26 protein-coding genes are annotated in these 24,974 nt (G+C 63.9%); 15 read left to right on the plus strand and 11 right to left on the minus strand.

From position 1 onward, the window contains the following. The first annotated feature begins 177 nt into the window (after positions 1-177). The 14 genes from ACLIIZ_RS17950 to ACLIIZ_RS18015 all read left to right on the plus strand — a co-directional run bounded on the left by ACLIIZ_RS17950 (position 178) and on the right by ACLIIZ_RS18015 (position 12,401). The gene (locus ACLIIZ_RS17950) at positions 178-915 is read left to right on the plus strand and encodes a 16S rRNA (uracil(1498)-N(3))-methyltransferase (RefSeq protein ID WP_416694344.1); all 738 of its coding nucleotides are present in this window, start codon (positions 178-180) and stop codon (positions 913-915) included. Between the two features lie 3 nt (positions 916-918). Then, positions 919-2,421 (plus strand): polyphosphate:AMP phosphotransferase, encoded by a 1,503-nt coding sequence (pap, locus tag ACLIIZ_RS17955; protein ID WP_416694346.1) that lies wholly within the window; start codon positions 919-921, stop codon positions 2,419-2,421. Then, positions 2,418-3,737, plus strand: a complete 1,320-nt coding sequence (argA, locus tag ACLIIZ_RS17960; protein ID WP_416694348.1) for an amino-acid N-acetyltransferase — start codon at positions 2,418-2,420, stop codon at positions 3,735-3,737. Before pap ends, argA begins: the two co-directional genes overlap by 4 nt. Before the next feature lie 191 nt (positions 3,738-3,928). Next, positions 3,929-5,185: a tyrosine-type recombinase/integrase gene (locus ACLIIZ_RS17965; RefSeq protein ID WP_416694350.1), complete on the plus strand. Its 1,257-nt coding sequence runs from the start codon at positions 3,929-3,931 to the stop codon at positions 5,183-5,185. Beyond that, positions 5,182-5,478 (plus strand): hypothetical protein, encoded by a 297-nt coding sequence (locus ACLIIZ_RS17970; protein ID WP_416694352.1) that lies wholly within the window; start codon positions 5,182-5,184, stop codon positions 5,476-5,478. The genes ACLIIZ_RS17965 and ACLIIZ_RS17970 overlap by 4 nt, the downstream gene beginning before the upstream one ends. 43 nt (positions 5,479-5,521) lie before the next feature. After that, positions 5,522-5,812 (plus strand): hypothetical protein, encoded by a 291-nt coding sequence (locus ACLIIZ_RS17975; RefSeq protein ID WP_416694354.1) that lies wholly within the window; start codon positions 5,522-5,524, stop codon positions 5,810-5,812. A gap of 69 nt (positions 5,813-5,881) precedes the next feature. Then, entirely contained in the window at positions 5,882-6,160 is a 279-nt protein-coding gene (locus ACLIIZ_RS17980; protein ID WP_416694356.1) for a type II toxin-antitoxin system RelE/ParE family toxin, read from the plus strand. Continuing rightward, positions 6,160-6,462 carry a HigA family addiction module antitoxin gene (locus tag ACLIIZ_RS17985; protein WP_416694358.1) on the plus strand — a complete coding sequence of 101 codons (303 nt, stop codon included), beginning with the start codon at positions 6,160-6,162 and terminating at the stop codon, positions 6,460-6,462. Before ACLIIZ_RS17980 ends, ACLIIZ_RS17985 begins: the two co-directional genes overlap by 1 nt. A 1-nt stretch (position 6,463) precedes the next feature. Then, positions 6,464-7,243, plus strand: a complete 780-nt coding sequence (locus ACLIIZ_RS17990; protein WP_416694360.1) for a hypothetical protein — start codon at positions 6,464-6,466, stop codon at positions 7,241-7,243. A 126-nt stretch (positions 7,244-7,369) separates the two neighbouring features. Further along, positions 7,370-7,594, plus strand: coding sequence for a helix-turn-helix transcriptional regulator (locus ACLIIZ_RS17995; protein ID WP_416694362.1), 225 nt, complete (start codon positions 7,370-7,372; stop codon positions 7,592-7,594). After that, positions 7,591-7,830, plus strand: a complete 240-nt coding sequence (locus tag ACLIIZ_RS18000) for a hypothetical protein (RefSeq protein WP_416694364.1) — start codon at positions 7,591-7,593, stop codon at positions 7,828-7,830. Before ACLIIZ_RS17995 ends, ACLIIZ_RS18000 begins: the two co-directional genes overlap by 4 nt. Next, entirely contained in the window at positions 7,827-8,027 is a 201-nt protein-coding gene (locus tag ACLIIZ_RS18005; RefSeq protein ID WP_416694366.1) for a hypothetical protein, read from the plus strand. Before ACLIIZ_RS18000 ends, ACLIIZ_RS18005 begins: the two co-directional genes overlap by 4 nt. Beyond that, a complete protein-coding gene (locus tag ACLIIZ_RS18010) occupies positions 8,017-10,818 on the plus strand; it encodes a DUF927 domain-containing protein (RefSeq protein ID WP_416694368.1) in 2,802 nt (933 codons plus the stop codon). Before ACLIIZ_RS18005 ends, ACLIIZ_RS18010 begins: the two co-directional genes overlap by 11 nt. A 1,310-nt stretch (positions 10,819-12,128) precedes the next feature. Continuing rightward, positions 12,129-12,401, plus strand: coding sequence for an oxidative damage protection protein (locus tag ACLIIZ_RS18015; RefSeq protein ID WP_416694370.1), 273 nt, complete (start codon positions 12,129-12,131; stop codon positions 12,399-12,401). 45 nt (positions 12,402-12,446) lie between these two features. Here ACLIIZ_RS18015 and ACLIIZ_RS18020 read toward each other — a convergent pair whose 3' ends face one another. Then, a complete protein-coding gene (locus ACLIIZ_RS18020; RefSeq protein ID WP_416694372.1) occupies positions 12,447-12,584 on the minus strand; it encodes a hypothetical protein in 138 nt (45 codons plus the stop codon). Positions 12,585-12,761: 177 nt separating this feature from the next. Here ACLIIZ_RS18020 and ACLIIZ_RS18025 point away from each other — a divergent pair, with 177 nt between their 5' ends. Continuing rightward, a complete protein-coding gene (locus ACLIIZ_RS18025) occupies positions 12,762-14,546 on the plus strand; it encodes an EAL domain-containing protein (protein ID WP_416694374.1) in 1,785 nt (594 codons plus the stop codon). Between the two features lie 6 nt (positions 14,547-14,552). Here the strand turns inward: ACLIIZ_RS18025 and ACLIIZ_RS18030 are convergent, their stop codons facing one another. The 10 genes from ACLIIZ_RS18030 to ACLIIZ_RS18075 are packed head-to-tail and all read right to left on the minus strand — an operon-like array spanning position 14,553 to position 24,739. Further along, a complete protein-coding gene (locus ACLIIZ_RS18030; RefSeq protein ID WP_416694376.1) occupies positions 14,553-15,185 on the minus strand; it encodes a type II secretion system protein in 633 nt (210 codons plus the stop codon). Positions 15,186-15,214: 29 nt separating this feature from the next. After that, entirely contained in the window at positions 15,215-15,904 is a 690-nt protein-coding gene (locus ACLIIZ_RS18035; RefSeq protein ID WP_416694378.1) for a type II secretion system protein, read from the minus strand. After that, the gene (locus ACLIIZ_RS18040) at positions 15,885-17,795 is read right to left on the minus strand and encodes a hypothetical protein (protein ID WP_416694380.1); all 1,911 of its coding nucleotides are present in this window, start codon (positions 17,793-17,795) and stop codon (positions 15,885-15,887) included. The genes ACLIIZ_RS18035 and ACLIIZ_RS18040 overlap by 20 nt, the downstream gene beginning before the upstream one ends. Next, on the minus strand, positions 17,792-18,103 hold the full coding sequence (locus ACLIIZ_RS18045) for a hypothetical protein (protein ID WP_416694382.1): 312 nt from the start codon (positions 18,101-18,103) through the stop codon (positions 17,792-17,794). The genes ACLIIZ_RS18040 and ACLIIZ_RS18045 overlap by 4 nt, the downstream gene beginning before the upstream one ends. Continuing rightward, the gene (locus ACLIIZ_RS18050) at positions 18,100-18,603 is read right to left on the minus strand and encodes a hypothetical protein (protein WP_416694384.1); all 504 of its coding nucleotides are present in this window, start codon (positions 18,601-18,603) and stop codon (positions 18,100-18,102) included. The genes ACLIIZ_RS18045 and ACLIIZ_RS18050 overlap by 4 nt, the downstream gene beginning before the upstream one ends. Next, complete coding sequence (locus tag ACLIIZ_RS18055) at positions 18,600-19,925, minus strand: hypothetical protein (RefSeq protein ID WP_416694386.1); 1,326 nt, start codon at positions 19,923-19,925, stop codon at positions 18,600-18,602. The genes ACLIIZ_RS18050 and ACLIIZ_RS18055 overlap by 4 nt, the downstream gene beginning before the upstream one ends. A gap of 5 nt (positions 19,926-19,930) precedes the next feature. Further along, positions 19,931-21,127, minus strand: coding sequence for a type II secretion system F family protein (locus ACLIIZ_RS18060; RefSeq protein ID WP_416694388.1), 1,197 nt, complete (start codon positions 21,125-21,127; stop codon positions 19,931-19,933). Beyond that, complete coding sequence (locus ACLIIZ_RS18065) at positions 21,124-22,731, minus strand: GspE/PulE family protein (RefSeq protein WP_416694390.1); 1,608 nt, start codon at positions 22,729-22,731, stop codon at positions 21,124-21,126. The genes ACLIIZ_RS18060 and ACLIIZ_RS18065 overlap by 4 nt, the downstream gene beginning before the upstream one ends. After that, complete coding sequence (locus tag ACLIIZ_RS18070) at positions 22,728-23,168, minus strand: tetratricopeptide repeat protein (protein WP_416694392.1); 441 nt, start codon at positions 23,166-23,168, stop codon at positions 22,728-22,730. Before ACLIIZ_RS18070 ends, ACLIIZ_RS18065 begins: the two co-directional genes overlap by 4 nt. Continuing rightward, a complete protein-coding gene (locus ACLIIZ_RS18075; RefSeq protein WP_416694394.1) occupies positions 23,165-24,739 on the minus strand; it encodes a type II secretion system protein GspD in 1,575 nt (524 codons plus the stop codon). The genes ACLIIZ_RS18070 and ACLIIZ_RS18075 overlap by 4 nt, the downstream gene beginning before the upstream one ends. Positions 24,740-24,974: the final 235 nt, after the last annotated feature.

Consider the following 24,974-nt stretch of genomic DNA (forward strand, 5'->3'; position numbering starts at 1 on the left):
GTGGGCGGAAGCTGCACAGTATTGCGGGATGATACCCCATGCCTTGCCCCCGTCGCGCCTGCATTTACCCGATGGCGGTGGTCGTTGGGTGGTGGCGCGTCGGAATTCGCCGGGCGATGCTTCGCCGGCAAGCATGACGCTCCCTTCGTCGCGCGGTTTCACCGCATAATAGCGGCGATGAATCTGCCCCGTTTTTACTGCCGGGAGGCCCTGTCGCCGGGCGCCCACGTCGATCTGCCCGAGCCGGTGGCCCGCCACGCCGTGCGCGTCCTGCGCTTGCCGCCGGGGGCGCCGATGGTACTGTTCGATGGCCGCGGCGGCGAATATCTGGCCCATATCCAGCGCATCGAGCGCGACCGGGTGGTGGCCGAGCTGGCGTCATGGACAGAGGTCGAGCGCGAATCGCCGTTGCAGGTGACCTTGGTGCAGGCGCTGCAGGCCGGCGACAAGATGGATTTCACGATCCAGAAGGCGGTCGAGTTGGGCGTCAGCGCCATCGTCCCGGTGGACAGCCGGCGCAGCGTGCTGAAACTGGCCGGCGAGCGCGCCGCCAGGCGCGTCGCTCACTGGCAGGGCGTGGCTGCTTCGGCTTGCGAGCAGTGCGGGCGCAACCAGGTGCCGATCGTCGCGCCGCTGGAGCGCCTCGATCAATGGCTGGCGCGGCCGGCCGACGGGGCCTTGCGCCTGATGCTGGCGCCTGATGCCGAAACGACGCTGGCCGGATTGGCGCCGGCGAAACACGTGCAGTTGCTGATCGGTGCCGAAGGGGGGCTCGATCCGCAGGAAGTGATCGCCGCCCGCCAGGCGGGTTTCCAGGCGGTACGCCTGGGGCCACGGGTGTTGCGCACGGAAACGGCAGGGTTGGCGGCGCTCGCTGCGCTGCAGGCCCTTTGGGGGGATTTCAGGGAGGGGTAGGCGATGTTCGAATCGGCGGAACTCGGTCACAAGATCGACAAGGAAGTTTTCAAGCAGGAAGTGCCGAAGCTGCGCGCGGAGTTGCTCGACGTCCAGTACGACGTGCTGCAGAAGAAGGAGTTCCCGGTCGTCATCCTGATTTCCGGGGTGGACGGCAGCGGCAAGGGTGAAACCATCAACCTGCTCTACTCGTGGATGGACCCGCGCCACATCTCGACGCTGGCCTTTTCTGCGCCGAGCGACGAGGAAGCGGCGCGCCCCTACATGTGGCGCTACTGGCGCGCGCTGCCGGCCAAGGGCAAGGTCGGCATCTTCGCCGGCTCCTGGTATTCGCAGCCGATCACCGACCGCATCACCGGCGACATGCGGCGCGCCGAACTCGACGAGCGACTCGACGATATCAACCGTTTCGAGGCGATGCTGGTCAACGAAGGCGCGCTGGTCCTCAAGTTCTGGTTTCACCTGTCCAAGGACGCCCAGAAGAAGCGCCTGAAGGCGCTGGAAAAGGACCCGCGCACCGCCTGGCGGGTGACGCCGGAAAGCTACGACCGTCTGAAGACCTACGACAAGTTGCAGGAAGTCGCCGGCCACGTGCTGCGCGTGACCAATACCGCCAAGGCGCCGTGGATCATCGTCGAGGGCACCGACGACGCCTACCGTTCGCTGACCGTCGGCCGCATCGTCCTCGACGCCATGCGCCGCCGCCTGCAGCAGCCGCTGCAGCAGGTGCCGGTGGCGCCGCCGATCGTCCATCCGATCGACCAGAAGAACGTGCTGTCCACGCTTGATCTGACGCAGAAGCTGGGCAAGAAGGATTACGAGAGCCAGCTCGCCAAATACCAGTCGCGCCTGTCCGAGTTGGTGCGCGAACCGCGCTTCGTCGGCAAGCATTCGCTGGTGCTGGTTTTCGAAGGCTCGGACGCGGCCGGCAAGGGTGGCAGCATCCGCCGCGTCGGCGCGGCGATGGACGCCCGTCAGTACCAGATCGTGCCGATTGCCGCGCCGACCGAGGAAGAGCGCGCCCAGCCCTACCTCTGGCGTTTCTGGCGGCATCTGCCGCGCATCGGTCGGGCGGTCATCTTCGACCGCTCATGGTACGGCCGCGTGCTGGTCGAGCGGGTCGAGGGCTTCTGCAGCGAGGCCGACTGGCTGCGCGCCTACGCCGAGATCAACGATTTCGAGCACCAGCTGGTGGCTTCGGGAACGATCGTCGTCAAGTTCTGGCTGCAGATTTCCGCCGAGGAGCAGTTGCGCCGGTTCAAGGAGCGCCAGGACACCGAGTTCAAGCACTTCAAGATCACCGACGAGGACTGGCGCAACCGCGAAAAATGGGACGCCTACGTGGCGGCGGTCTGCGACATGGTCGATCGCACCTCGACCGGGTTGGCGCCGTGGACTCTGGTCGAAGCCAACGACAAGAATTTTGCCCGCGTCAAGGTCCTGAAGACCGTCTGCGAGCGTATCGAAACCGCCCTCAAGGGCGAAGGAAAATCCGAAACAAGATGAGCGACACCGCCTACGACGAGAATTTCGTCTCCTGGTTCCGGGCCGTCACGCCCTACATCAACGCCTTCCGCGGCAAGACCTTCGTCCTTGCCTTCGGCGGCAAGGCGATTGCCAGCGAGTTCATCCGTACCCTGGCCTACGACGTCAATCTGCTGGCCAGTCTCGGCATCCGCCTGGTGCTGGTGCACGGGGCGCGGCCGCAGATCGAGGAGGAACTGCGCGAGAAGAACATCGAGTCGAAGTACCACCGCGGCTACCGGGTCACCGACGCGGCGGCGCTCGACTGCGTGCTCGACGCCGTCGGTAGTGTCTATCTGGAAATCGAGGCGCTGCTTTCGCAGGGGCTGCCGAATACGCCGATGGCCAACAGCCGGATTCGCGTGATCGGCGGCAATTTCATCACCGGTCAGCCGATCGGCGTCCTTGACGGCATCGACATGCATTACGCCGGCAAGGTGCGCAAGGTAGACGCCGAGGGTATCAACGCCCAGCTCGGCCTCGGCAACATCCTGCTGCTCAACTGCGAAGGTCCGTCGCCGACCGGCGAGATCTTCAACCTGCAGATGGAGGAAGTCGCCGAGGCGGTCGCCCATGCGATCAAGGCCGACAAGCTGGTCTATCTCACCGACAGCCGCGGCGTCACCGACCAGTCCGGCGAACTGCTCGACGCAATGACTGCCGACGAAGCCTCGCAGTTGCTGCGTGATGCCGACTGGCTGACCAACGACATGGTCCGCTACCTGCCCTGCGCGGTGCGGGCCAGCCGCGCCGGTGTCGGCCGGGTGCACCTGATCGGTTACGAGCAGGACGGTGCGCTGCTGCGCGAATTGTTCACCCACGACGGCGTCGGTACCGTGGTCACCCGCGAATCGCTGGAAAACATCCGCGAAGCGAAGCCCGACGACATCGCCGCGCTGATCGCGCTGATCGAGCCGATGGAGCAGGAAGGCATCCTCGTGCACCGGCCGCGCGAACTGCTCGAACGCGAGATCGAGCGCTTCTCGATCATGCTGCACGACGGCATCATCGTCGGCTGCGCGGCGCTCTACCCGCACTCCGACGACGAGGCCGAACTGGCCTGTCTGGCGGTCAATCCCGATCACCGCGAATGGGGCTACGGCGAGCAACTGATGGAGCGCATCGTGCGCCGGGCGAAGAAGGCCGGCATCAAGCGCCTGTTCGTGCTGACCACGCGCACCGAGCACTGGTTCGTCGAACGCGGGTTCAAGCTCGGCACCGTCGACGATCTGCCGGCGGCGAAAAAGGAAATGTACAACTACCAGCGGCGTTCGAAGGTTCTGTTCAAGACTCTTTGAGATTGTTTCACTACGTCTCAGGACGAAGCGTAACCCCATAGAAGCCCCGGATTTTCCGGGGTTTTTGTTTTCAGTGTATTGCGTCACGTAGCAGGACAGCGCATTATTTGTGTGTAGCTAGTTGAGTAGAAAATTCAGTGGCTACGCATCTTGTGTGTAGCTTTCTGAAATTTGTGTAGCTGGGTGGCGATATGGGCAAGCTGACGGACGTTGAGTTGCGGAACTGGGTCAAGGCCGGCGAGCCGGTGGCGAAGGCTGACGGCGACGGCTTGACCTTCACCCTGTCGAAGAAAGGAACAGCGGCCTGGACGCTGCGCTATCGCTTCGCCGGCAAGCCGAAGGAATTGACCCTTGGGCGCTATCCCGACATGAGCCTGGCGAAAGCCCGAGAGGTCGCAGCAGAAAAGCGCGTGCAGATTCGGCTTGGGACAGACGTAGCCGGGGAGAAGCGGGCGCAGAAGGAAGCGGCCAAGGTGGCAGCGGAGCGGGCGAAGGTCGGCACGGTCAAGGTGCTCTATGAAGACTTCTACGACAGGCAAATCAAGGACCGCCGGCAACATCCTGAACAGGTGGCCGGCGTCTTCGCTCTGCACATCCTGCCCAAGCTGGGACACAAACAGATTGCCGATGTGAAGCCGGCAGACATTGACGCCATGCTTCGCCCCCTGTCGGATCGCGGCGTGTTCCGTACCGCCGCCAAGGCGCTGCAACTGACCAAGGCACTGTTCAGCTACGCCATGAAGCGGCACATCATCGAGGCGAACCCGGCCGCCCCCTTCAACTGGACGGATGTGGGCGGCGAGGTGGGGCCGCGTAGCCGGGTGCTTTCCAAGGCTGAGCTGGTCAGGTTCTTCAAGGCCATGCAGAACACCCCGAACTTTCCGCCCTACTCGGCGGCAGCGCTCAAGCTGTTGCTGGCGCTGGCGGTGCGGAAAATGGAACTGCTGACCGCTACCTGGGACCAGTTCGACCTTGGCGCCGGGGAATGGCACTTGCCGGCCGACCAGACCAAGACAGACGCAGCAATCCGCATTCCACTGTCGCCCTGGGTGGTCGAGATATTGAAGGACCAGCAGAGCCGGCAGCAGAGGAACAATCCCCATGTGTTCCCGGTGCAGCGCCTGGCCCCCGGCAAGACAACCCGGTATATGGGAGAGACGACGCTGAATCATGCCCTGTACATGATGCAGTCTGACCTTGACCCCTTCACCGTCCATGATCTGCGCCGCACCGCCCGCACCCACCTTGCCGCCCTGGGTGTCGCCCCCCACATAGCCGAGCTATGCCTGAATCACAAGGTCAAGGGCATCGAGGCTGTCTATAACGTCCATGACCATTTCGAGGAAAGACGCGCCGCCTTGTTCGCCCTGTCTGACCTGCTGGCGCAGTGCGAAGCCGGCAAAGCAGACCAGGTGATTCCCATCAAGTCGAGGAAGCGCAGCGCATGAAAAACACACCGCTTTCTTTCCCACCCCCTGATTTTTCACTGGGACAAGTGGGACAACTGGGACAAATCGCCGAAAGCCTTGCCAATAGTGAATCTTGTGTTTTCATTCTGCATATTTTCAGTGGGACAGCACTGGGACAAGGTGGGACAACTCAGTTTCAGAACGTGTCAGGACGGAAAAAGCGCCGCGCAAAGTATCTGTCGCCCGCCCCCCTTTCGAGCGCCCGGAAGGAAAATGAGCATGGCCGCTGCCTGACGGTTTCAGGCAATCGAGAGGGGGCGCGGGGGCGCTGAAACGTCCTGGTGGTCCTATGCATGATTAACTGAAGGGGAAAATATGGCCGCGGAAAATGGTACAACGGAGGCTGAAAGCGCTGAATTGCGCGAGAGCCAAGGAATGATTTCCTTGTCGCTGGCTAGGCGTGATGTTATTGCCGAAGCATCTTTTGAGATCGATACGCTTGCACGGGTTGTGGCCGGGGTCGTGCCGTTGAAGGATGATAATGCCTTCTACGCCGTACGCGGCATTGCCGCTCGCTTGCTTGATCTGGCCAGCATTGTCATGAGTGGAATGACCGATGAAACAGAATCAACGTCTTGCTTAGGTCGGCGGCTGCGGGTTGAGTAGCTTGCCAGATGAATGCAGGGGATTGTTCGATATGGTTGCATGTGTAATCCTCTGCATTACAATGTACCCATGATTCGCAGCATTCGACACAAGGGGCTTTTGCGGTTCTTCTCGACGGGCGACAAGCGCGGCATCAACGCTAAGCATGCCGCCCGGATCGAGCGGCTGCTTGACCGCCTGGACGCGGCCGGCAAGCCGGATGACATGAACCTTGCCGGCTTCAAGTTCCATGCGCTGACTGGGTTTGACCCGACGCGATACGCGGTCAGCGTATCGGGTAACTGGCGAATCACGTTTGCTTTTGATGGCGAGGATGCCGTCGACGTTGATTTGGAGGATTACCACTGATGAGCCTGAGGAACCCAAACCGCAAGCCGACGCACCCCGGCGCGATTTTCCGGGAGGATGTGCTGCCTGCCTTGAAGATGACGCAGACCGAACTTGCCCGCCGCCTGGATGTGTCCCGGCTGACTGTCTCCGAGCTGCTGCACGAAAAGCGCAGCCTGTCGCCTGATCTGGCTATCCGCCTGGGCCGGCTGACCGGAACAACCCCGGAAAGCTGGCTGCGGATGCAGGAAGCGCTAGACCTGTGGGAACTGAACCGGGCGAAGGCTGAAGAGTATGGGCGGATTGAGCGGTTAGCTGCCTGATATGCAAAAGCGTGGCCCCAAGCGACAAGCCGCAACAGCCGGCGCTGCCGACGATGGTGCGCGGCCAAGTGGCGGCATTCTTCCCGGTCGTGACAACCCAGTTTTGCTGGCAAATGCGAGGCGCGTAGCTGGGTTTTGCGGAGATTGGCCAGCCGATTTGTCACCAGCGAAAATTGCCTATCTTCAGTATGAGAAATCCGATTGGGCAGACGGGAAAATACAGACACTTGCGAAATTGATTGACGCTGCATGCCGGAGTCGTGAACTGTCGATTTACGCTTACCAGCAAGAAAGCTGGGATGGCCTGTGTATTGGGGTCGTGGCATCGTCTTGCCGAAATACCCCGGAAATGGTCTCCATGGACAGCGCGCCAACGAAGGACGGTTCGCCGTCGCATTATTTTTCGATTGCCTCGAATGATTTTGCAGCTTGGTGGCCCACGCTGAAAACCTCTCCCAGCGAGTTGTTGGCCGCGTGGATGCAGGTTCCTTACTTAGCCAGCGAGTCGAGCGCACCTATGCCTATCACCATTCAAAATGGATGGACAAAAGGCATTAAAAGAGTGGTCTGGGATGTTTCATTATCCCTTGAAGAAATCACCGGGTCAGGGCTGGAAGATGCTTTTGCAAAAGACAATCGAATCTACTGGGACGAAAAGCAGACGCAATACATCTTAAAGGACGATTATCGTGACGGTCTTCCGGACAGAAGTTGTCAGGCCAAACCGGGGACATTCAGGTCCTGGGCTAGTGAACTGAAGAAAGCGCAGGGAAGGCAGTAGCACTTTGCAAACATCTGCCAGATTCTGGCAGAGCGGGCGGGGCGTGTGTCCCGCCGCATAGTGGCAACACTCTGTAATTGCAGAGCGTTTCGGGCGATATCAACGCCCCATCCGAAAGGACGCCACATGATTACCCATTCTGTTCCCGCTCCCGCAACGGTGGCGGCACTCGAAAAAATCCCTCATGCAGCCCGCCGAATGGGCTTGTCCGTCTGCGGTTTGTACCGCGAAGCGAAGGCAGGTCGGCTGACTATCGTCAAGGTTGGTGCGCGTGCATCGGCCGTGTCTTCGCAGGAAGTCGATAAATGGATCGCTGACCGGATCGCGGCGGCGAAAGGCGGTGCAGCATGAGCACCCAGACCACGCACGAACAAAGCACCGGGACGGGGCTTGACCTTCACGAGATTGAAGACAGTGCTATTAACTTAGCTACGTTTATGGTGGAGCATGCACAGCAGCACAGCGATGATCCGGAAGTGGTCGCTGCAACGGTTGTGGCTGCTGCCATCTGCTATCACGCGGAACGTTTCGTCGATGGCTGCGAGCTGGTCGCCAATGCCGTGCAATCAAGCAAGGCCAAGCCATGAAGCCGCCCGCCTTTGAAATCCGCCTGACCTTGCCGGCGCCAGGCATGGGCTGGGAATACGTCGCCCGTAAGCAAGGCGAAGTGATCGCGGCGAGCGACGGCGATGCCAAGTTCGAGAACGTCGGGCCGGCATTCGCTGCATGTATTGCCGAGATCAATGCAGCCTTCTCAGCGAGGAATAGCGGCAATGGCAAATGACGGCGGCGGTTTTATCGGCCGTGTAGCTGCGGCAGCGCTGGCCGATTTTGACGGGGCTATGTCTTTTCTCGGCCTGTCTGGCGGCAAGAACCAGGGGCAGGAATACTTGCCACTGAACCCACGGCGCAGCGACACCAAACCCGGTTCATTCACGATCAACAGGGACAGCGGCGCGTGGTCGGACTTCGCAACCGGTGACAAAGGCGGCGATTTGGTTGCCCTGGCTGCGTATGTCCTGGGCTGTCGCCAGTCAGAGGCTGCGGAACGACTCGGCGCCGATTATGGGATCGGCCGCGCCGAATCTGTGAAAGGAACGCGGGGGGCGGGTGCAGACGTTTGCACAACCCCGCAAGCGCTGTGCGTGATGCCGATCCCGGACGATGCGCCGCCCCCGCCGGTTGCCCATATGCGGCATGGCCGGCCGGCTCGTCGCTGGGCTTATACCGATACCGCTGGCCGGCTGTGCTTCTTCCATGATCGCTATGAACCCAAGGGCGAGCGCAAGCAATTCAGCCCCTTGACCCTGTGGCGATTGCCGGACGGCCGGCTGCAGTGGCAGTTCAAGGCACCGCCGGCACCGCGTCCGCTGCTGGGCTTGCCTGACCTGGCGACGAAGGCGGGGGCCGTGGTGATTGTCGAGGGCGAGAAGGCACGGGACGCGGCGCTGCGGCTGCTACCTGAACATCCCGTGATCTGCTGGCAGGGCGGGGCGCAGGCCGTCAGCAAGGCGGACTGGTCGCCACTGTCCGGCCGTGAGTGCTGGGTATGGCCGGACAACGACACCGCCGGCAGCAAGGCCACTGCCGATGTGGTTGCCGCGCTGGGCAAGGCCGGCGCAGCCAGTGTCAAGCGCTTCAACCTGGCCGCATTCGCACGGCAAGCCAGCGAGGAAGGCGGCGCGCCGGCCTTGGTGGGGGCTGAACCCTTGGGCGACGGTGACGACGCCGCCGACCTGGCGGCGCGTGGCTGGACTGCCGGGCATATGGCGCTTGTCCTGGCCGATGCTTCGGCACTGGTCGAGGTGGCAGCATCGGCCGGACAGCGGGAGGAGCAAGGAAAGCAGAACGAGCCGGCAGCGGCGCGCCGCTTCGAGCTGGACGCGCGCGGCGTGTGGCTGCACGAACCCGACCGCGCGCCGCGCTGGGTGTGTAGCCGGCTGGATGTGGCCGCGATGGTCCGGGACCCGAAAAACGCAGGCTGGGGCTTGCTGTGTGAGTTCTTCGACCCGGACAAGGTGCTGCACCGGGTGATTGTCCCGGCGGCGCTGTTTCGTGGCGATGGCGCCGAGGTGGCAGGGCTTCTGCTCGATGCCGGCTTGCGAATCGCGCCGCGCGCCAAGCCTGCCTTGATCGAATACTTGCAGACAGCAACCCCCAAGGATCGCGCCCGCGTCACGAACCGCACCGGCTGGCACGATGCCGGACCCGAGGGCGCGGTCTTCGTCCTGCCTGATGGCGCTATCGGGCCGAATGCCGGCGCCTGGCTGTTCGAGGCAGAGGGCGGCGCTACTACCTTCGGCATGCGCGACAGTCTGAAATATTGGCGGGAGGAAGTTTCCAGCCTGTGCAGTGGCAATACCCGCCTGTTGTTTGCCGTGTCGGTTGCCTTCGCGGCGCCGCTGCTGTACCTGACCGGCAACGAGAGCGGCGGCTTTCACTTCCGGTCGAATTCCAGCGACGGCAAGACGACGGCGCTACGGGTGGCCGCTTCGGCGTGCGGCGGTCAGGACTTCATGCAGCGATGGCGGGCCACAGACAACGGGCTAGAAGCCTTGGCCATGCAGCACTGTGACGCGCCCCTGCTGCTGGATGAGCTGGCGCAGATGGACCCCAAGGCAGCCGGCGAGGTCGCCTATATGCTCGCCAATGGCAGCGGCAAGGCGCGCGCGGCACGAACCGGCGGCGCCCGTGACCGGGCAAGCTGGCGGCTGTTGTTCCTGTCGGCCGGGGAAATCGGCCTGGCTGAACACATGGGCGAGGTCGGCAAGACGCCGAGAGCCGGGCAAGAGCTGCGGCTCGCCGAGATACCGGCGGACGCGGGGGCGGGCCTGGGTGTGTTCGAGGACCTGCACGGCTACGCCAACGGCGCGGACTTCGCCAAGGCGTTGGACAGGGCGGTACGCAAGCACTACGGGACCGCTTTTCATGCCTTCGTGTCCGAACTGGTCGGCAACCAGGCCAGCATTCCCGAGTTGGCGAGGGAGGCGCAGCGGAAGTTTGAAGCCGCCTGTCTGGATGCCGCGGCACATGGGCAGGCGCGCCGGGTGGCTGCTCGCTTCGCGCTGGTCGGTGCGGCCGGCGAACTGGCAACGAAATGGGGTGTAACCGCCTGGGAGGCGGGCGAAGCGATGCGGGCGGCGGTGACGTGCTTTCGCGCCTGGCTGGGACGGCGCGGCGGGCAGGGCAACCAGGAAGAGCGGGCAATGCTGCAGCAGGTCCGGGAGTTCCTGCGCCGGAAGGGTGAAAGCGCCTTTACCGACTGGGACAGACCGGCGAACGATACCGACAAGCACGCCCCCGGCAAACCCGATCGGGCGGGCTACCGGCGCGCGTGCCACGATACGGACGGCAACGACGCTCAGGAATTCTTCATCTTCAATGAGACCTGGCGCGGGGTGATCTGCAAGGGCTTCGACCATGGCGCCATTGGTCGCCTGATGGTTGCCAAGGGGTATTGCCGCAAGGGCAGCGAGGCCGGCCGGGAATGGCTGGTCAAGGAAGCGCTGCCGACCGAAGGGCGCGCCCGCGTGGTGCATGTCCTGCCGGCCTTGTTCGATGATGACAATGATTGACTGGGACAGCATGCTTCCCTGCGGCGAGGCCGCGCGGGGGCAGGATGCAGCGCCGGAACAGCTATCCCCGGTTGTGGATACTCCGGCCGATAGCATCCAGCAGCGGACCGGAGAGGGGGATAACCGGCGGCGCTGCATCGAGTGCGGGAAGCGCGCTCCGAACGGGCGGTGTATGGCTGCGGCAAAGCGGGAGATAGTCGCCGCTGGAAGCTATCGCCCAGACTCGGAACTGCTGCGCCGCTGTGAAGGCTTCCGGCCGCTGCCAGATGACCCCGATCAACGCGCTGGCAGGGACAGGTGGCCGGGGCTTCCTGGCGCCTCAAAAAGATGAACACAGAGCACGCGCCGGGACCTGCCCGGCGTTGTTCATTCGCGCCCGGTTTTTCGTCCTGACACGTTCTGCAACTGAGTTGTCCCACCGTGTCCCACTGCTGTCCCACTGAAAATATGCAGAATGAAAACACCGGGTTGCCTAATGGCAAGGCTTTCGGCGATTTGTCCCAGTTGTCCCACTTGTCCCAGTGAAAAATCAGGGGGTGGGAAAGCGAAGCGTCTATTGCATCGCGCGCTAAGGGGGCGCGGCTGGGTACACTTTGCGCTACTCGAATGCAGTTGCCATTGCGAGCGAAGAGACCGACAGCAGTATAAGAAGGGGCGCCCAAGGCCGGGATTGTCGAGATGAAGAGCGCCGCTTCTTCCATGATCGCTATGAACCCATAGGAGAGCGCAAGCAGTTCAGCCCCTTGATCCTGCGGCGACGGCCAGCCGGCTGCAGTGGCAGTTCAAGGAGCCGCCGGCACCGCGTCCGCTGCTGGGCTTGCCCGACCTGGCGACGAAGGCCGGGGCCGTGGTGATTGTCGAGGGTGAGAAGGCGCGGGACGCGGCGCGGCTTCTGTTGCCTGAACATCCGGTGATCTGCTGGCAGGGTGGGGCGCAGGCCGTCAGCAAGGCGGACTGGTCGCCATTGGTTGGGCGTGAGTGCTTGGTATGGCAGGACAACGACACCGCCGGCAGCAAGGCCGCTGCCATGGGTCCTCCCGCGAGGGGTTGCACGCGGGTACGTAGAGCCCCGTCCTTTGACAGTTTTGGAACTTCCTATAGGGGGTTCCGGTTTTCGATCTGCCAGGACGTAGCAGCTTGCCTTCCTTTCGTTCAAAATAAGACCCAGTGGTCGCTTTCGGTGTAGCCAGTTGCGTAGCTGCTTGAAAGTGTGGTTTGGCGAAATAACGTAACCAAGCGGGTTTCCGGTCTTTGTAAAGGTTCTGTTCAAGACCTTATAATCCGCTGCATCAATCCCCAAGGAGAATGGCATGGCAAGGATGGTCAATTGCATCAAACTCGGTCGCGAAGCCGAAGGTCTCGATATGCCGCCCTACCCGGGCGAGCTGGGCAAGCGGATTTTCGAGAACGTCTCGAAGGAAGCCTGGCAGCAGTGGATTCGGCTGCAGACGATGATCATCAACGAGAACCGTCTCAACCTGGTCGATGCGCGGCATCGCAAGTATCTGTCGGAGCAGGTCGAGAAGCATTTCTTCGGCGACGGTGCCGACCAGATCCAGGGCTATGTGCCGCCGCCGGCCTGAGCCGGTACGCAATGAGCAACCCCGCTGCGGCGGGGTTTTTTGTTCCTAAATCAGGACGAAAGCGATCGCCAGGGCTGCGGCAATGCCGGCCAGCCAGCGGACCCGGCTCAGTTGCTCCGTGCAGAAGGCTTCCAGATCGTCGAACAACGGGGGGAAGCTGGCGATGTCGGCGGGGCGGTTCATGGGGCGCATTCCTCGGTGAGCGTTGCGGCGAGGATGACCCGCCTAGATTACAGGCGGATGACGCGAAACGCCGTTGCATTGTTTCACCGAACTGCAACAAGCGCCCCCTAGACTGGCTGCCCCGACTATCCCGCTAGCCCGTTTATGCTGCCCGTGACCGACGAAGAAGTATCTGAATTGAGGCGAGTCCTGGACGAAGGCCTGTTGCTGCCCGTCTTTCAGCCGATTGTCGATTTGCGGGCGCGGGCGATCCACGGCTACGAAGCATTGATTCGCGGTCCGCGCGACAGCGGCTTGCATCTGCCGGATCGCCTGTTCGCCGCGGCCAAGGCGGCCGGCCTGGCGCTGGAGCTGGAACGCGCCTGCCGGGAAGCCAGCCTGCGCCGTTTTGCCGGGCTCGGGCTGATCGGTCGGCTGTTCCTCAACGTCACGCCAAGCTGCTTGCTCGATCCGCAACTGATGAACGGGCAGACCCAGTCGTTGCTGCGCGAACTGGGCCTGCCGGCCAATCGGCTGGTGCTCGAACTGACGGAAAACCAGCGGGTGACCAACCTGCCCGGTATCTACGAGGCGCTGCAGCACTATCGTGGGCGCGGTTTCCAGATCGCCATCGACGACCTTGGCGAGGGCTTCGCCAACCTGCGCATGTGGTCGGATTTGCGTCCGGAATTTGTCAAGATCGACAAGCACTTCGTACATGGCATCGCCGATGATCGGATCAAGTACCACTTCGTGCGGGCGATGCAGGACCTGGCGGAAATCTGCAATGCCTCGCTGGTCGCTGAGGGTATCGAACGACGCGAAGACTTCGAGTGCGTCCGTGACATGGGGATTGCCTGCGGCCAGGGGTATTTCATTGCGCGGCCGGTGCTTGAACCGCCGCGTTACCTGCCACCGATGGTGGTGCAGGCGCTCGATCGGCAGCAGATTTCCCTGGCTCCTGCATTGGCTGGCGCCAGCCGTCCGCAGAGCGCGCGCACCCTGCTGCGGGTGATCGAACCGCTGCCCTGCGGGGCCACCAATGATCAGGCGATTGCCCGTTTCGAGGCCGATCCGGCGCTCTATGTGCTGCCGGTGGTCAATGGCGTACATCCGGTCGGCATGATCAACCGGCACAGCCTGATCGACCGTTTCGCCCGGCCGTTCCGGCGCGAACTCTACGGCAGCAAGAGTTGCGAGATGTTCATGGACCACGCGCCGTTGATCGTCGACCAGGCGGCGAGCATCCAGGAACTGGCAATGATGCTGGCGCTGGCACCCAAGCATTACCTGTACGACGGCTTCATCGTCACCGGCGAGGGGCGTTACCTCGGCGTCGGCAACAGCCAGGATCTGATGGCGAAGATCACCGAGATGCAGATCAGCGCCGCGCGCTACGCCAATCCGCTGACCCAGTTGCCGGGCAATGTGCCGATCAACGAGCACATCGATCGCATGCTGCTCGCCGGCATCGACTTCGTCGCAGCCTACATCGACATCGACAATTTCAAGCCTTTCAACGACAACTTCGGCTACCGCCGGGGCGACGACGTGATCCAGATGCTCGGCCGCTTGATCGGTGAAGTGGTCGAAACGCGTCAGGATTTCGTCGGCCATATCGGCGGCGACGACTTCTTCGTGGTCTTCCAGAGCCCGGACTGGGAGATGCGTTGCTGGCAACTGGTCAGCGCTTTCACCGAGCGCATCGATGCCCTGATTGGCCCGGATGATCCGGGGCGACAGGGTTACCTGGCGGAGAATCGGCGCGGCGAAATGGTCTTCCACGCGCTGCCGACGCTGTCGGTCGGTGCGGTCAGGATCAAGTCCGGCAGCTTCGAATCGCATCGCGAGGTTGCCGCGGCCGCCTCGGTGGCGAAGAAACAGGCCAAGAAGCGTGCCCGCGAACCGGGCACGCCCGGTGGCGGGAATGTCTTCGTCGAGCGGCGCGGTGCTGCCGAACTGGCGGCGAACCAGCTCAATTGACGGGGCTCAGATCTGCTTGCACAGGGTGTAGAGCGTTTTGCCGTCGTCGACGTAAGCCGTGATCTGCTCGGCATAGTCCGGGGTATTGCTGGCGCTCTGCTTGAATCCGCGCACGCTGCCCTGCTCCGGCAGACCTTCGTCCTGTGCCGCGTCGATGGCGTTGGCCACCGCCGCCGGCAGGTTGGTGGTGCACACCAAGGTGCCTTCCAGGATTTTCGCTGCGCCATCGCTGATGTCCGTCTGCACGCCGATGATGCCGCCGGCGGCGTTGGCCGGTTGCTGCGTCGGCACGGTGTGGCCGGTGACCAAGCCGGCGGCGCGCAGGTGTTGCCAGAGCAGGCGGCTCTCGTCGGTGGCGGTGCTGGAATTGAAGTTGCCGCCGATCTCGCCGTCGCCATTGCCGTCGTCTGAAGATGTCCAGCGTGCCTTAGCCTGCAAGTCGTCGCCGGGCAGCGCCTTGTAGCGCTCACGGTAGCCGAGGACGGCGACGGTGACGCCGTCGAATTCCTTCTCGACGCTGCGGATCTTGCTCTGCGTGATCAGTTCCTGTCCCTTCATGACGCCGCCGAGCAGGAGGCCGATGATGACGAGGACGATGGCGATTTCGATCAGGGTGAAGCCTTTCTGTGAGGTTTTCATGCTTGACTCCGTGGTGGTGGGTTGAGAAATCAGGGCAGACGGCCGGCGGCGAGCATCCGCGTGGCGAGGATGGCGGGCGGCAGCCAGCACACCAGGTCGTCGTAGTCGGCCTCCGCCAGGTGGCTGACGAAGACGCTGTCTTGGTCGGCGTTTTCCGCTTCATCGGCCGAGCCGCCGGCCAGCTTGCCGCCGTTGCTGCGATAGCCGAGATGGCCGTTGGCGCCGTGGCTGACGACGACGGCCGGCAGCTCGTTGGCAAGCGCGGCGCCGCTGTCGTGGGCGAGGCGGACGCTGGCGCCGCCTTTGCTTTCCAGAGTGAAGGCGGCCCGGGCGCCGCTCGGCACGTTGGCGCTGAAGGCGCTGGCGGCGTAATAGCTCAGGCGTTGTCCCCAGGGATCGAGTTCGGCGACTCCCAGCGTTCGCCAGGGCAGGACGCCATGTTCGAGCGGGCAGGCTTCGCGGCCAGCGGCTTCTTCACTGCTGGCCAGCGGCGTATCGGCCGGGCAGGGCAGGCGGCCGTTGGTGATGGCAAAGCCGTAAAGGGCTTCGAGCGCCTCGTCGAGTTGCTGCTGTGCCCTGCGTTCGTCAGCCAGCCGACGCTGGCCGCTCAGCGAGCCGACCATGCCGCTGGCGAGCAGGCCGAAGACGATCAGGACGATGCTCAGCTCGATCAGCGAAAACCCGCGCTGGGCCAGGCGTTCAGTAAGCGATCCGGTCATTGCCCTGGTCGATCGAGAAAGTGGGAGACGGGGTCAGTGCTAAGCCGTTGCGGCTGGCGTCGGCATTGCTGCCTTCGAGATAGTCCTCGATCCTGGCGCTGGGGCGGTGTTGCCCTTGCAGCGGCCGGCCGGCGGCGATCACCAGCAGTGGCAGACCTTGCCTGCCCGGGATGGTCAGGTTTCCAAGGTGCGGGGCGAGCGGGTCGCTGACCTGGTAAAAGAGACTGTCGTGCCAGGCATTGTTGTTCCACCAGCCGGTCGGCTCCGTCAGAAAATCGCATTCGCCCGCCGCCCAGACCATCGGCCAGGCGGTGGCTGGCTGGGCACCGCTCAGGCTCGTCATGTTGTCGAGAGCGCTCGCTACCTGCCTGGCCAGGGAGAGCGTGTCGGCAAGCGATCGATCGGCGATTTGCCGGTTTTTCTCGGTCGGCTGTTCGTTAAACGTCGCCAGGTTCTTGACCGTATCGGCGATGGCCTGGCGGCGTAGCGTGTCGAGCAGCGCTTCGATCGGGGCGGATTCGTCGCCCAGGGCGTGGCCCTGTGTGTCGATCAGGCGGGCCAACTCGAGGTTGGCGCCGAGTGCCGGCTGGATGGCCGCCAGCGCGGCCAGCAGGCGTTCAGTGCTCGGGCGGGGCTGTGCCGTGTCGAGCCCGGCGAACTCTGTGCTGCGCGCTTGCAGGTCGGTCACCGCACCGGCCAGCGTTGGTAGCAGCGTTTCCGGCGGAGGCGGGTTCCCCGTGTGCAGTGCGTTCCAGGCGAGGGCGTCGAGCCCGTAGCGCGGCAGGGCTTCGCCCAGCGCGGCAAGCGGCGGCAGGGCTTGTGTGCTTGCCAGACGGATCGCCGCGCCGTCGCTGGCAGGAAGTTTGCCGGCGTTCAGGGCATTGGCGATTTTCTGGGCGAGGTCCGCGAGCGGGGTGGTGGTAGCGTCGCTCAGGCGCTTGAACGTTTCGCCGACCAGGCGCTGGCTGCGCAGCCAGTTGGCGCTCCAGGCGCTCGCTGTCGCCAGGCGGTTCAGTGCTTCCTGGCGGTGTGCCGGGTCGCCGGCCGCGGCAAGCGCGGCGATGCTTTCCTGATAGTGCGCCCGAATCTCGGCCAGGCGTTTTTCCGCACTGTCCTCCGGCTGGCTCAGCGGGATACGTCCGAAGCGCGCACCCTGCCAGCCGTCCCCGTTCGCCGCGGCAAACGGGGACGGCCAGGGAAAGCGCCCGCTGCTGGCAGCGTGGGCTTGCAGGCAGTGGCGAAGCGACTGGGCGACCCGGCGCATGACCATTGCCATCACTTCGTCTCGGTGGATGATCAAAATCTGATCGTTGCTCGGGCTGGTGTTAGCCCAATAGGTTCGCGTCGGCGAGTTTTCGAGCCAGCCTTCGAGGTAATCACCCGGCGTGTGCGAAGGCCGCCCCTGCCGCGTCAGCGGTGGCCCCGCTGCGATGAGCAGGGCGGCGACCTCGCTGTGCCCGGCATGGTTCAGTTCGGTGGCAGTGCTGCTGTTGATCGGTTCGGCGCTGTCGTCGTCGCGCAGGCCCGGGGCGAGCACGTACCAGAGGACCTCCTGCGCCCGGTCGCGGGGGGGCGGCATGTCCAGCGTGATCCAGGGCAAGCGCCCAAGGTAGCTCGGGCAGTGATTGCCGACCAGCATGTCGGCCTTGCCGTCGCCAGGGTGGTTGGCAAAGCCGGTACTGTCGGTGCTCTGATCGGGGCAGGGGAGGCTGCCGGGACGGTTGGCGTCGTTCGCGGCGCGGGCGATCAGGGCTTCGCGTGCGGCTGCCAGGGCACGGGCCTGGCGGGACTGCTCGGCGAGGCGCGGCGGCTTGTGCTGTAGCCAGGTAGTGGCGGTGAAGGCGCCCAGCAGCAGGGGGGCGAACAGCGCGAAGCCGGACTGCCGCTTCATTTCATCTTTCCTTCTACGGCGGCGCCGATCTGCAGGTTGCCTGGCGGCAGCAGGGGCTGTTGCATGCTGTCGCCGACCTTCTGGCCGCTGTCCCCGCCAGTTTCAACTTGGCCGTCGACCCAGCGCAGATTCAGTCCGCTGCTGCCGACAACGATGCCGTCGAGACGGCCGGGCGCCAGTGCTGGCGCTGCTGCCGGGGCCTGCTCCAGCAGACGGCGTTGTTCGGGGGTGAAGAACAGCCGTCCCAGTGGCTCGGCCCGGCAGTTCAGGGCGGCCCCCAGCAGGAGCAGGCAAAGCAGCCTGATCATCGGGTCGAGCCGCTCGGCAGGAGCTGCACGAACTGGCAATCGGCAAAAAGTCGTGCCGCTTGCCGGTGGAGCGCGCAGTGATGAAGCTGGTGCTGGAACGCCGACAGCCGGCTCCAGCGATCGACGATGTCGAGCAGGATTTCTTCGTGCAACAGTGGGCCGTGCAGGCGAAATTCGCTGGTGCGCCAGTCTCCGGCTAAAGTTTCTCGTTGGGGGCGGGTTTCGATTGCAAGGTCCTGGGCTGATGCGATACCGGCCAAAAGGTCATTCGGTGCCGTAGCAGCGAGCGCCAGCCCGTCGAACGCGGCGGCGGCACCGCGCAATTCGGCGAGGCGTTGCGTCGTTTGGGCGGCCTGCTGCTGGAGTGCGGCGAGTCTGCTGCTGGCGGCGTCAAGCTGTTGTTCGGCGTAGAGCACGGCCGTCGCGCCGGCCAGCAAGGCCCCGCCGCAGAAGAGCAGCGGCTGGCGGTAGACGAAGGCGATGGCGAGCCAGTGCTTCACTTCCGATCCGCCGTCAGGCGTAGCGAGAAGTTGGCGGAGCCGGGGGCTGTGCTGACAACAGCCCGCATGCCGCGGCTGCGCAAGCGCTCGCTTAGCCCCTGCAGGCTGGCCGGCGTTGCTGCGGTGTCCGCCGACAGCCGCCCACCGAGTTGCATCTGCCAGGCTTCGCCCGCTGCCTCCAGATCGGCTGCGCTCCATTCGAGCGCGTCAAGATCGATCCCGGGTGTTTCGTCGAGTGCGGCGGCGAGTTGCCGAAGGCTGTTGGCGAAGTCATCACGCCGGGCGCCGAGGTGCTTCCGCTCGCCCGCCAGGTGTGGCATCTGCGCAGTTGTCAGGCCAAGCTGCCTGGCCTTGCTCTCCAGTTCCCGGCTTGCCTGTTCGAGCGACCGCAGGCGGGCGCGGGTACGGTCGATTTCGGCATTCCGCGTTTCCAGCGTCGATTGCGTGGCCAGCGTAAGCGCCAGGCCACCGATGCTGGCGACACTACCGGCCAGCCACAGGGCGCGAGCGATTCGCCGGTGGTTTGGGTGCGGCAACGCGGGCGGTGGAAACCGGCGGCGCGGCCAGCGCCAGGCTGGCAGGGCCAGCAGGTCAATGTTGCTGTCGGCGTATCGGGTGACGATGCGTAGCGGTTTGCCCGGGACTTCGATCTGCTCCTGCCATTCGGCGGTGCCGAGCAGGCAGAGGGGGATGGTGGGGGCTTTTGTCGTGCCGGAAAGGCAAATGTGGTGGTGGAAGTGGGCAATCGCTTCCGGGATGCGTTCGGGTTGCACATGCGCTTCCTGAGCGAGTGCGGCGGGTCGGCCTTGCTGCAGGAGGCAGAGCCGGATGGCCTGGTCGTGCTGGCTGAGCACCAGCAGGCGGGCTGTCAGTTGCTGACGGCGGGCAAGGAACGGCGCCAGCAGCAGTGGCGCGCAATGGATTCCCCGTGGACTGATCGACGCCGCGGCGAGGTCGTCCAGCCAGCCTTGCAGGGCAGGGGTTTCCGGCAAGGCGAGGAAGGCGATCGAGCGGCTGGTAGCGGCAGGCGCCGGCAAGCGAATGGCACAACGCCAACGGGTGTCGGGGTAAAGACGTTCGAGGCGCAGCGCGAGCATCCGGCGATTGGCGAGGAAACCCGCCGTCGGGAGGGTTTCGGCAATCAGGCGTGGGGCGGCGTGGTCGAGCAGCAGGAGATGGCCGGCCGCCGGTTGCCGGTTTAGAAAACGGGAAAATTCGTCATGCCCGGATGGCGTTTCCGGGAACTCGCCGATCTGGTGTGGTTCGCCTCGCCGCACGATCCAGGCGCCAAGCGCCTGATCGCCGAGGTGGAGGCGGAGCATTGGCTTCACCGTGCCACCTGTTCGACGATGTCGTAAATCGGCTGCAGGGTGGCCAGCATCATCCAGCCGAGGAGGATGCCGATGCTCAGGGTCAGGGCGGGTTCGATCAGCGCCTGCAGGGTGCCGATGGTGGCGCGGGCTTCCTGCTCGTAGATGCCGGCGAGATTGTTCAGCGAGGCGTCGAGGCGGCCTGTGCGTTCGCCGGTTTCGAGCATCCGGGTCAACAGGCCGGGGAAAATGTCGTGTCGGGAAAAGGCGCCGGACAATGCTTCGCCCTGTTCGACCAGATGATGGACCTGTGTCACCGCCCGGGCGACAGCGCGATTGCTGATCGACTGAGGCAGCAGTTCGAGGGCTTCGAGGAGGGGAACGCCGCTGGCGTAGAGCATGGCCAGCAGATCGGCGAGGCGGGCGACCAGCAGTTTGCGCTGGATTTCGCCGAGCAGGGGGATGTGCAGCAACAGTCGGTGCCAGGCTTCGTGCCAGGCAGGGTGCTGCCGGATGGCGATGATGGCGGCGAGTGCGAGCAGCGGCGGCGTTGCCAAGAGGATTGCCCAGTGCTCCTGCAGCAGTGTCGACAGCGAGAACAGCAAGCGGGTGTACCACGGCAGATCGGTCACGGCATTACCGAGGAAACTGCGAATCTGTGGCACCAGGAAGAACATCAGGAAGAGGCAGGCCGTGAGAACGAGCGTTGCGGCGAGCAAGGGGTAGGTGAGGAGCTTGCGAGTGGCGCTGGCCAGGGCCTCTGCCTGGCGCAGGCTGCTGCCGAGGCGGCCGAGGGTTTCGGCGAGCCGGCCGCTGAGTTCGCCGGCGCGGACGATACCGGCGAAACTCGCATCGCTGCGGGTGATTTCTCCTGGCAGTCCGGCAGAAAAGGATTTGCCGCTGCGTAGTTCATCGGCAATCCCGCGGTAGAGATGGCGCAGTGGCTTGCTTGAACCACCCGCGGCCAGGTCGTCGAGTGCGTCGAGCAGTGAAATGCCCGCCGTCAGTAGCTGTTCGAGATGGAAGCAGAAATCGATCAGTTCCCGGCGCGCCAGCTTGCGCTGGTTCAAGGCTGGAATCCGGCGGGCCAGGAGCAGGTCCAGATCATGCTGGCGCAACAGCCGCGCCAGTTCGTCCGGGTCTGTGGCGCTCATCTGCCCGTGTACCAGTTGCTGGTTGGCATCCAGTGCCTGGAAGCGGTAGCGGCGCGTCATTGATATTCGCTCAGGTCGACGACCCGAGCCACTTCGGCGCGCGTCGTCACACCGGCATCGACCAGTTGCAGTCCGTTCTCGGCCAGGCTGGCAAAGCCGCGGCGCCGGGCTTCGGCCAGCAGTTGCGCCGGACTGGCAGCGTCGGCGAGCAACAGGTCGAGTCCGGCATCGATGCGGAGAATTTCCAGGAGGGCGAGACGGCCGTTGTAGCCGCTGCCGCCGCAGCGCGGGCAATCCCGCTCCGGTGTGGCTGTCGTGCAGGACGGGCAGCAGCGACGAAGCAGACGCTGGGCAATGATGCCGGAAAGATTGCCGTGTAACTGGCGGGGATCAATGCCGAGTTCGCGCAGGCGGGAAAGTGCTGATATCGCGTTGCCAGCGTGCAGGGTGGCGAAAACCCGGTGGCCGGTCAAGGTGGCGCGTAGCGCCATGGCGGCGGTTTCGGCGTCGCGGATTTCGCCGATCAGGACGATGTCCGGGTCCTGGCGGAGCATGGAGCGGATGCCGCCGGCGAAATCCAGCTTGATGTTGTCGGAGAGTGAGGTCTGGCGCAGCAGGGGCAAAGGGTATTCGACCGGGTCCTCGAGCGTCATGATATTGACGCCATCGTGGTTGAGCCGGTTGATCAGCGAGTAAAGCGTGGTCGTCTTGCCGCTGCCGGTCGGGCCGGTGACGAGAAGCAGTCCTTCCGGGCGGGCCAGCATGGTTTCGATGCGTTGCAGTTCGTTCTCGCCGATGCCGAGGGATTCGAGCGGGACGATGCCTTTTTGCCGGTCGAGGATGCGCAGGACGATGTTTTCCCCGTGGATGGTCGGTTGGGCGGCAACCCGGAAGTCGATCTCCCGACCGCCGATCGGCCGGCAGAAGTGTCCGTCCTGTGCCGCGCGGGTTTCCGCGATGTTCATGCCGGCAAGGATTTTCAGGCGGCTGGCCAGCGGCGGCCAGGTCGATTTGTGCAGGATGCGGATCGTCCGCAGGATGCCATCGATGCGGTAGCGTATACGCAGGCAGGCCAGCTCGGGGGCGAAGTGGAGGTCCGAGGCATGACGGCGGACGGCGTCGCCGAGCAGTGCGTCGATCAGCCGGACTGCCGGCGAGTCGCCGTGCAGCGAAGCGATCTTGCCGCTGCCTTCGAATTCGCCGAGGAGGTTTTCGATGGCCAGCGCATGGCCGTAATGCAGGTCGAGGGCGCTTTCGATTTCGCCCTCGCTGGCGAGCAGGATTTCCGCCGAGAGGCCGGCGGGCGTGTGGCGGCGCACGCTTTCGAGCGCGCCGGGGTCTTGCGGCGAGGCCAGCGCCAGGCGCCAGCGTCGCTGCTCCCGCTCAATGGCGATCGGCAGCAGGCGGTGCTGCCTGGCGGTCTCGGAAGGGACGAGAAGAATCGCTTCGCGGCTGATCGTATGTCGGCCCGGGTCGTAACGTTCGACGCCGAGGTGGCGTGCCAGTATGTCGTGAATGGCGTTGTCGGCGGCGAATCCCAGCTTGGCCAGTTGCTTGCCCAGACGGCAGCCACTTTTGCGCTGCTCGAGGAGGGCGATGCGTAACTGATCCTCGTTGATCAGGCCGGCCTTGAGCAGTTGTTTACCGATCGGCTGGGCGGTCATTGCCGGTACGCTTCCAGTTTGTGCAGGCGCTGTTGCAGCGGTGCGGCGCGGAACCGGTGCTGGCTCCGGGCTGCGGCGTCGAGCGCGGCGCGGTAGTGGCGGCTGGCGTCGGCGAACTGTTCGAGATGATCCAGGGCTATCGCCAGGTTGTAGTGGATATCCGGATGCCCGGGGTCGAGCTGGTTCGCCTGGGCATAGGCGAAGCGGGCTTCCGGCCAGCGGCGCTGTTCGGCCAGCAGATTGCCGAGTCGAAAGTGCAATGCGGCTTCACCGGGAAACTCGGCGATCATCGTGCGCAAATGGCTTTCACGTTCGCTCAGGGGCAACTGCGTCAGTTGTCGATTGGCGTGCTCGACGAAGCCGAGGTGAATTGGCTCACCAGCACGGACCCCCTGTATCGAGAGTAGTACGACGAAGAGGTTGGCGAGGGTTTTCACTGGAGCGCTCCCGCGGCTGGCGAAATCTGTCGCGGCGATGGAAAGAAACCGGTGTCCGGCAGGGTGTCGGCTTGTCGGGAATAATCGCCGCTCAGGCTGGCTTCCCGGATGACAATGGGGCGCAGGAAAATGACCAGTTCGGTTTTGTGCGCCCGGTTGTCCCGATTGCTGAAGAGCTCTCCGGCGCCGGGGATTTCGCCGAGTAGAGGTATACGCTGGTTGCGGTGGTCGATGCCGTCTTCCATCAGGCCGCCGAGGACAGCGATCTGGCCGTTGGCAACGCGCATCACCGACTCGATCTCGCGGGTCCGGATCACCGGCACCAGGTTCTCTATGCCATTGCGACGCAGGTCGGGGTTGGGGTCCGGGATTTCCCGGCCGACACTGGTGATGGTCGGGCGGATGTTGAGGATTACCGAGTCGTCGGCCGCCACCTGCGGCGTGACGCCCATCACCAGACCGACCGATACCGTCTGTGGTGTGGTCGTGTAGGTGACGCTGGTGCCGACGTTGGCGGTGGTGGTGGTGTCGGCCTTGACGGTGAAATAGACGTAGTTTTCGACGACCTTGAGCAGGGCGGTCTGGTTGTTGAGGACGGAGAGGCGGGGACTGGACAACACCCGGCTGTCGCCGAAGCGGTCAAGCAAGCTGATCAGTGCTTTCGGGTTGCCATTGCGGTCGTAGCGCAGGTTGACGCCGGTCTTCAACGGATTGCCGGCGAGTTCGAAGATGCCGCCACTGACCAGCGAACTCCAGTCAATGCCCTGTTCGTGTCCTTCGTTGAGTGCGACTTCGACGATGGTCGCTTCGATCAGGACCTGGCGTCTTACGGCGTTGGCGAGCCGGTCGATCAGGCTGCGGATCTGGCGGTGCTGGCGGCGGGTGGCGATTGCCGAAACGATGCCGGCCTCGGCATTGACGATCAGCTGGTGGGTGGCGGCGGGTTTGTCGCTGCCAGTGGTGGTCTGGGCAAGCAATTGTTCGAGGCCCGCTTTCAGGGCTCCCCAGAAATGATGGCGAGTGACGTTTTCGATGCGCGTCGCGGACAGATTGCCGGCATTGGTGCTGCCGGTCGATGCGCCGATCTGCATGTTGTTGGCGACGGATGTCGTGACGCTACGCTCCAGGTTCACGTAATCCACCGGGTAATGAGCGAGGTAGGGCTTGTCCGGCAGGATCAGCAGGCTGTCGCCGGAAAATTCGAAATTGAGCGGAATCTGTCGGGCGATCCGGTCGAGGATCACCGGCAACGGTTGGTGCAGGGCGTTGAGGGTGACCCTGCCTTCGATTTCTGTGGCGACATCGATGTCGATGTGGGCGTCGCGGGCCAGCGCGAACAGCAGGTCGCGTACCGGAATGCGGTCGACCGTGACGCTGTACTGGGCGGGCTGTGCCGCTGTCTGGGGACCTGTCGGTGGCGGACTCATCTGTTCGATGATCGGGGGAATGTCTCCGCTGTCGGGGCTGGGGCGCGCATGCAGATGCCCGGCCAACGCTTGCCGGGGAACGGGTGCACTGCACGCGGAGAGCAGCGGAACCATGGCGAACAGGAGCGACATGAATTTGAGCATGGCAGTCCGGACGGGGTGATTGCGTGATGCTAGATGCAAATTATTTATTTGTCATCTTGTTTTTGGTCGCCTTGTCTTTGTTTCGAGGAAATGACGATAGCGAGTTCTGCTAGCAGCCTGTCGGACTAACTCTTTCCTGATGGGATAATGGCAGCGAGCCAACCGAACCGAGCCAGAGAGATGAGCCGTTTCCATCCTGTTGACCGCCAGACCGGCTACCTTTTACCGCCCTCGC

The sequence above is a fragment of the Azonexus caeni genome (genome assembly GCF_048146105.1).
GTDB classification, from domain to species: domain Bacteria; phylum Pseudomonadota; class Gammaproteobacteria; order Burkholderiales; family Rhodocyclaceae; genus Azonexus; species Azonexus aromaticus_B.

What these genes read in the sequence shown, in the direction of transcription:
- ACLIIZ_RS17990 (WP_416694360.1), top strand. Translation starts at nt 6,464, where the DNA reads ATGCAAAAGCGTGGCCCCAAGCGACAAGCCGCAACAGCCGGCGCTGCC.
- ACLIIZ_RS18000 (WP_416694364.1), top strand. Translation starts at nt 7,591, where the DNA reads ATGAGCACCCAGACCACGCACGAACAAAGCACCGGGACGGGGCTTGAC.
- ACLIIZ_RS18040 (WP_416694380.1), bottom strand. Translation starts at nt 17,795, where the DNA reads ATGAAGCGGCAGTCCGGCTTCGCGCTGTTCGCCCCCCTGCTGCTGGGC.
- ACLIIZ_RS18055 (WP_416694386.1), bottom strand. Translation starts at nt 19,925, where the DNA reads ATGCTCCGCCTCCACCTCGGCGATCAGGCGCTTGGCGCCTGGATCGTG.
- ACLIIZ_RS17980 (WP_416694356.1), top strand. Translation starts at nt 5,882, where the DNA reads ATGATTCGCAGCATTCGACACAAGGGGCTTTTGCGGTTCTTCTCGACG.
- argA (WP_416694348.1), top strand. Translation starts at nt 2,418, where the DNA reads ATGAGCGACACCGCCTACGACGAGAATTTCGTCTCCTGGTTCCGGGCC.
- ACLIIZ_RS17950 (WP_416694344.1), top strand. Translation starts at nt 178, where the DNA reads ATGAATCTGCCCCGTTTTTACTGCCGGGAGGCCCTGTCGCCGGGCGCC.
- ACLIIZ_RS17985 (WP_416694358.1), top strand. Translation starts at nt 6,160, where the DNA reads ATGAGCCTGAGGAACCCAAACCGCAAGCCGACGCACCCCGGCGCGATT.
- ACLIIZ_RS18015 (WP_416694370.1), top strand. Translation starts at nt 12,129, where the DNA reads ATGGCAAGGATGGTCAATTGCATCAAACTCGGTCGCGAAGCCGAAGGT.
- ACLIIZ_RS17970 (WP_416694352.1), top strand. Translation starts at nt 5,182, where the DNA reads ATGAAAAACACACCGCTTTCTTTCCCACCCCCTGATTTTTCACTGGGA.
- ACLIIZ_RS18010 (WP_416694368.1), top strand. Translation starts at nt 8,017, where the DNA reads ATGGCAAATGACGGCGGCGGTTTTATCGGCCGTGTAGCTGCGGCAGCG.
- pap (WP_416694346.1), top strand. Translation starts at nt 919, where the DNA reads ATGTTCGAATCGGCGGAACTCGGTCACAAGATCGACAAGGAAGTTTTC.
- ACLIIZ_RS18045 (WP_416694382.1), bottom strand. Translation starts at nt 18,103, where the DNA reads ATGATCAGGCTGCTTTGCCTGCTCCTGCTGGGGGCCGCCCTGAACTGC.
- ACLIIZ_RS18005 (WP_416694366.1), top strand. Translation starts at nt 7,827, where the DNA reads ATGAAGCCGCCCGCCTTTGAAATCCGCCTGACCTTGCCGGCGCCAGGC.
- ACLIIZ_RS18020 (WP_416694372.1), bottom strand. Translation starts at nt 12,584, where the DNA reads ATGAACCGCCCCGCCGACATCGCCAGCTTCCCCCCGTTGTTCGACGAT.
- ACLIIZ_RS17965 (WP_416694350.1), top strand. Translation starts at nt 3,929, where the DNA reads ATGGGCAAGCTGACGGACGTTGAGTTGCGGAACTGGGTCAAGGCCGGC.
- ACLIIZ_RS18035 (WP_416694378.1), bottom strand. Translation starts at nt 15,904, where the DNA reads ATGACCGGATCGCTTACTGAACGCCTGGCCCAGCGCGGGTTTTCGCTG.
- ACLIIZ_RS18060 (WP_416694388.1), bottom strand. Translation starts at nt 21,127, where the DNA reads ATGACGCGCCGCTACCGCTTCCAGGCACTGGATGCCAACCAGCAACTG.
- ACLIIZ_RS18075 (WP_416694394.1), bottom strand. Translation starts at nt 24,739, where the DNA reads ATGCTCAAATTCATGTCGCTCCTGTTCGCCATGGTTCCGCTGCTCTCC.
- ACLIIZ_RS17975 (WP_416694354.1), top strand. Translation starts at nt 5,522, where the DNA reads ATGGCCGCGGAAAATGGTACAACGGAGGCTGAAAGCGCTGAATTGCGC.
- ACLIIZ_RS17995 (WP_416694362.1), top strand. Translation starts at nt 7,370, where the DNA reads ATGATTACCCATTCTGTTCCCGCTCCCGCAACGGTGGCGGCACTCGAA.
- ACLIIZ_RS18065 (WP_416694390.1), bottom strand. Translation starts at nt 22,731, where the DNA reads ATGACCGCCCAGCCGATCGGTAAACAACTGCTCAAGGCCGGCCTGATC.
- ACLIIZ_RS18030 (WP_416694376.1), bottom strand. Translation starts at nt 15,185, where the DNA reads ATGAAAACCTCACAGAAAGGCTTCACCCTGATCGAAATCGCCATCGTC.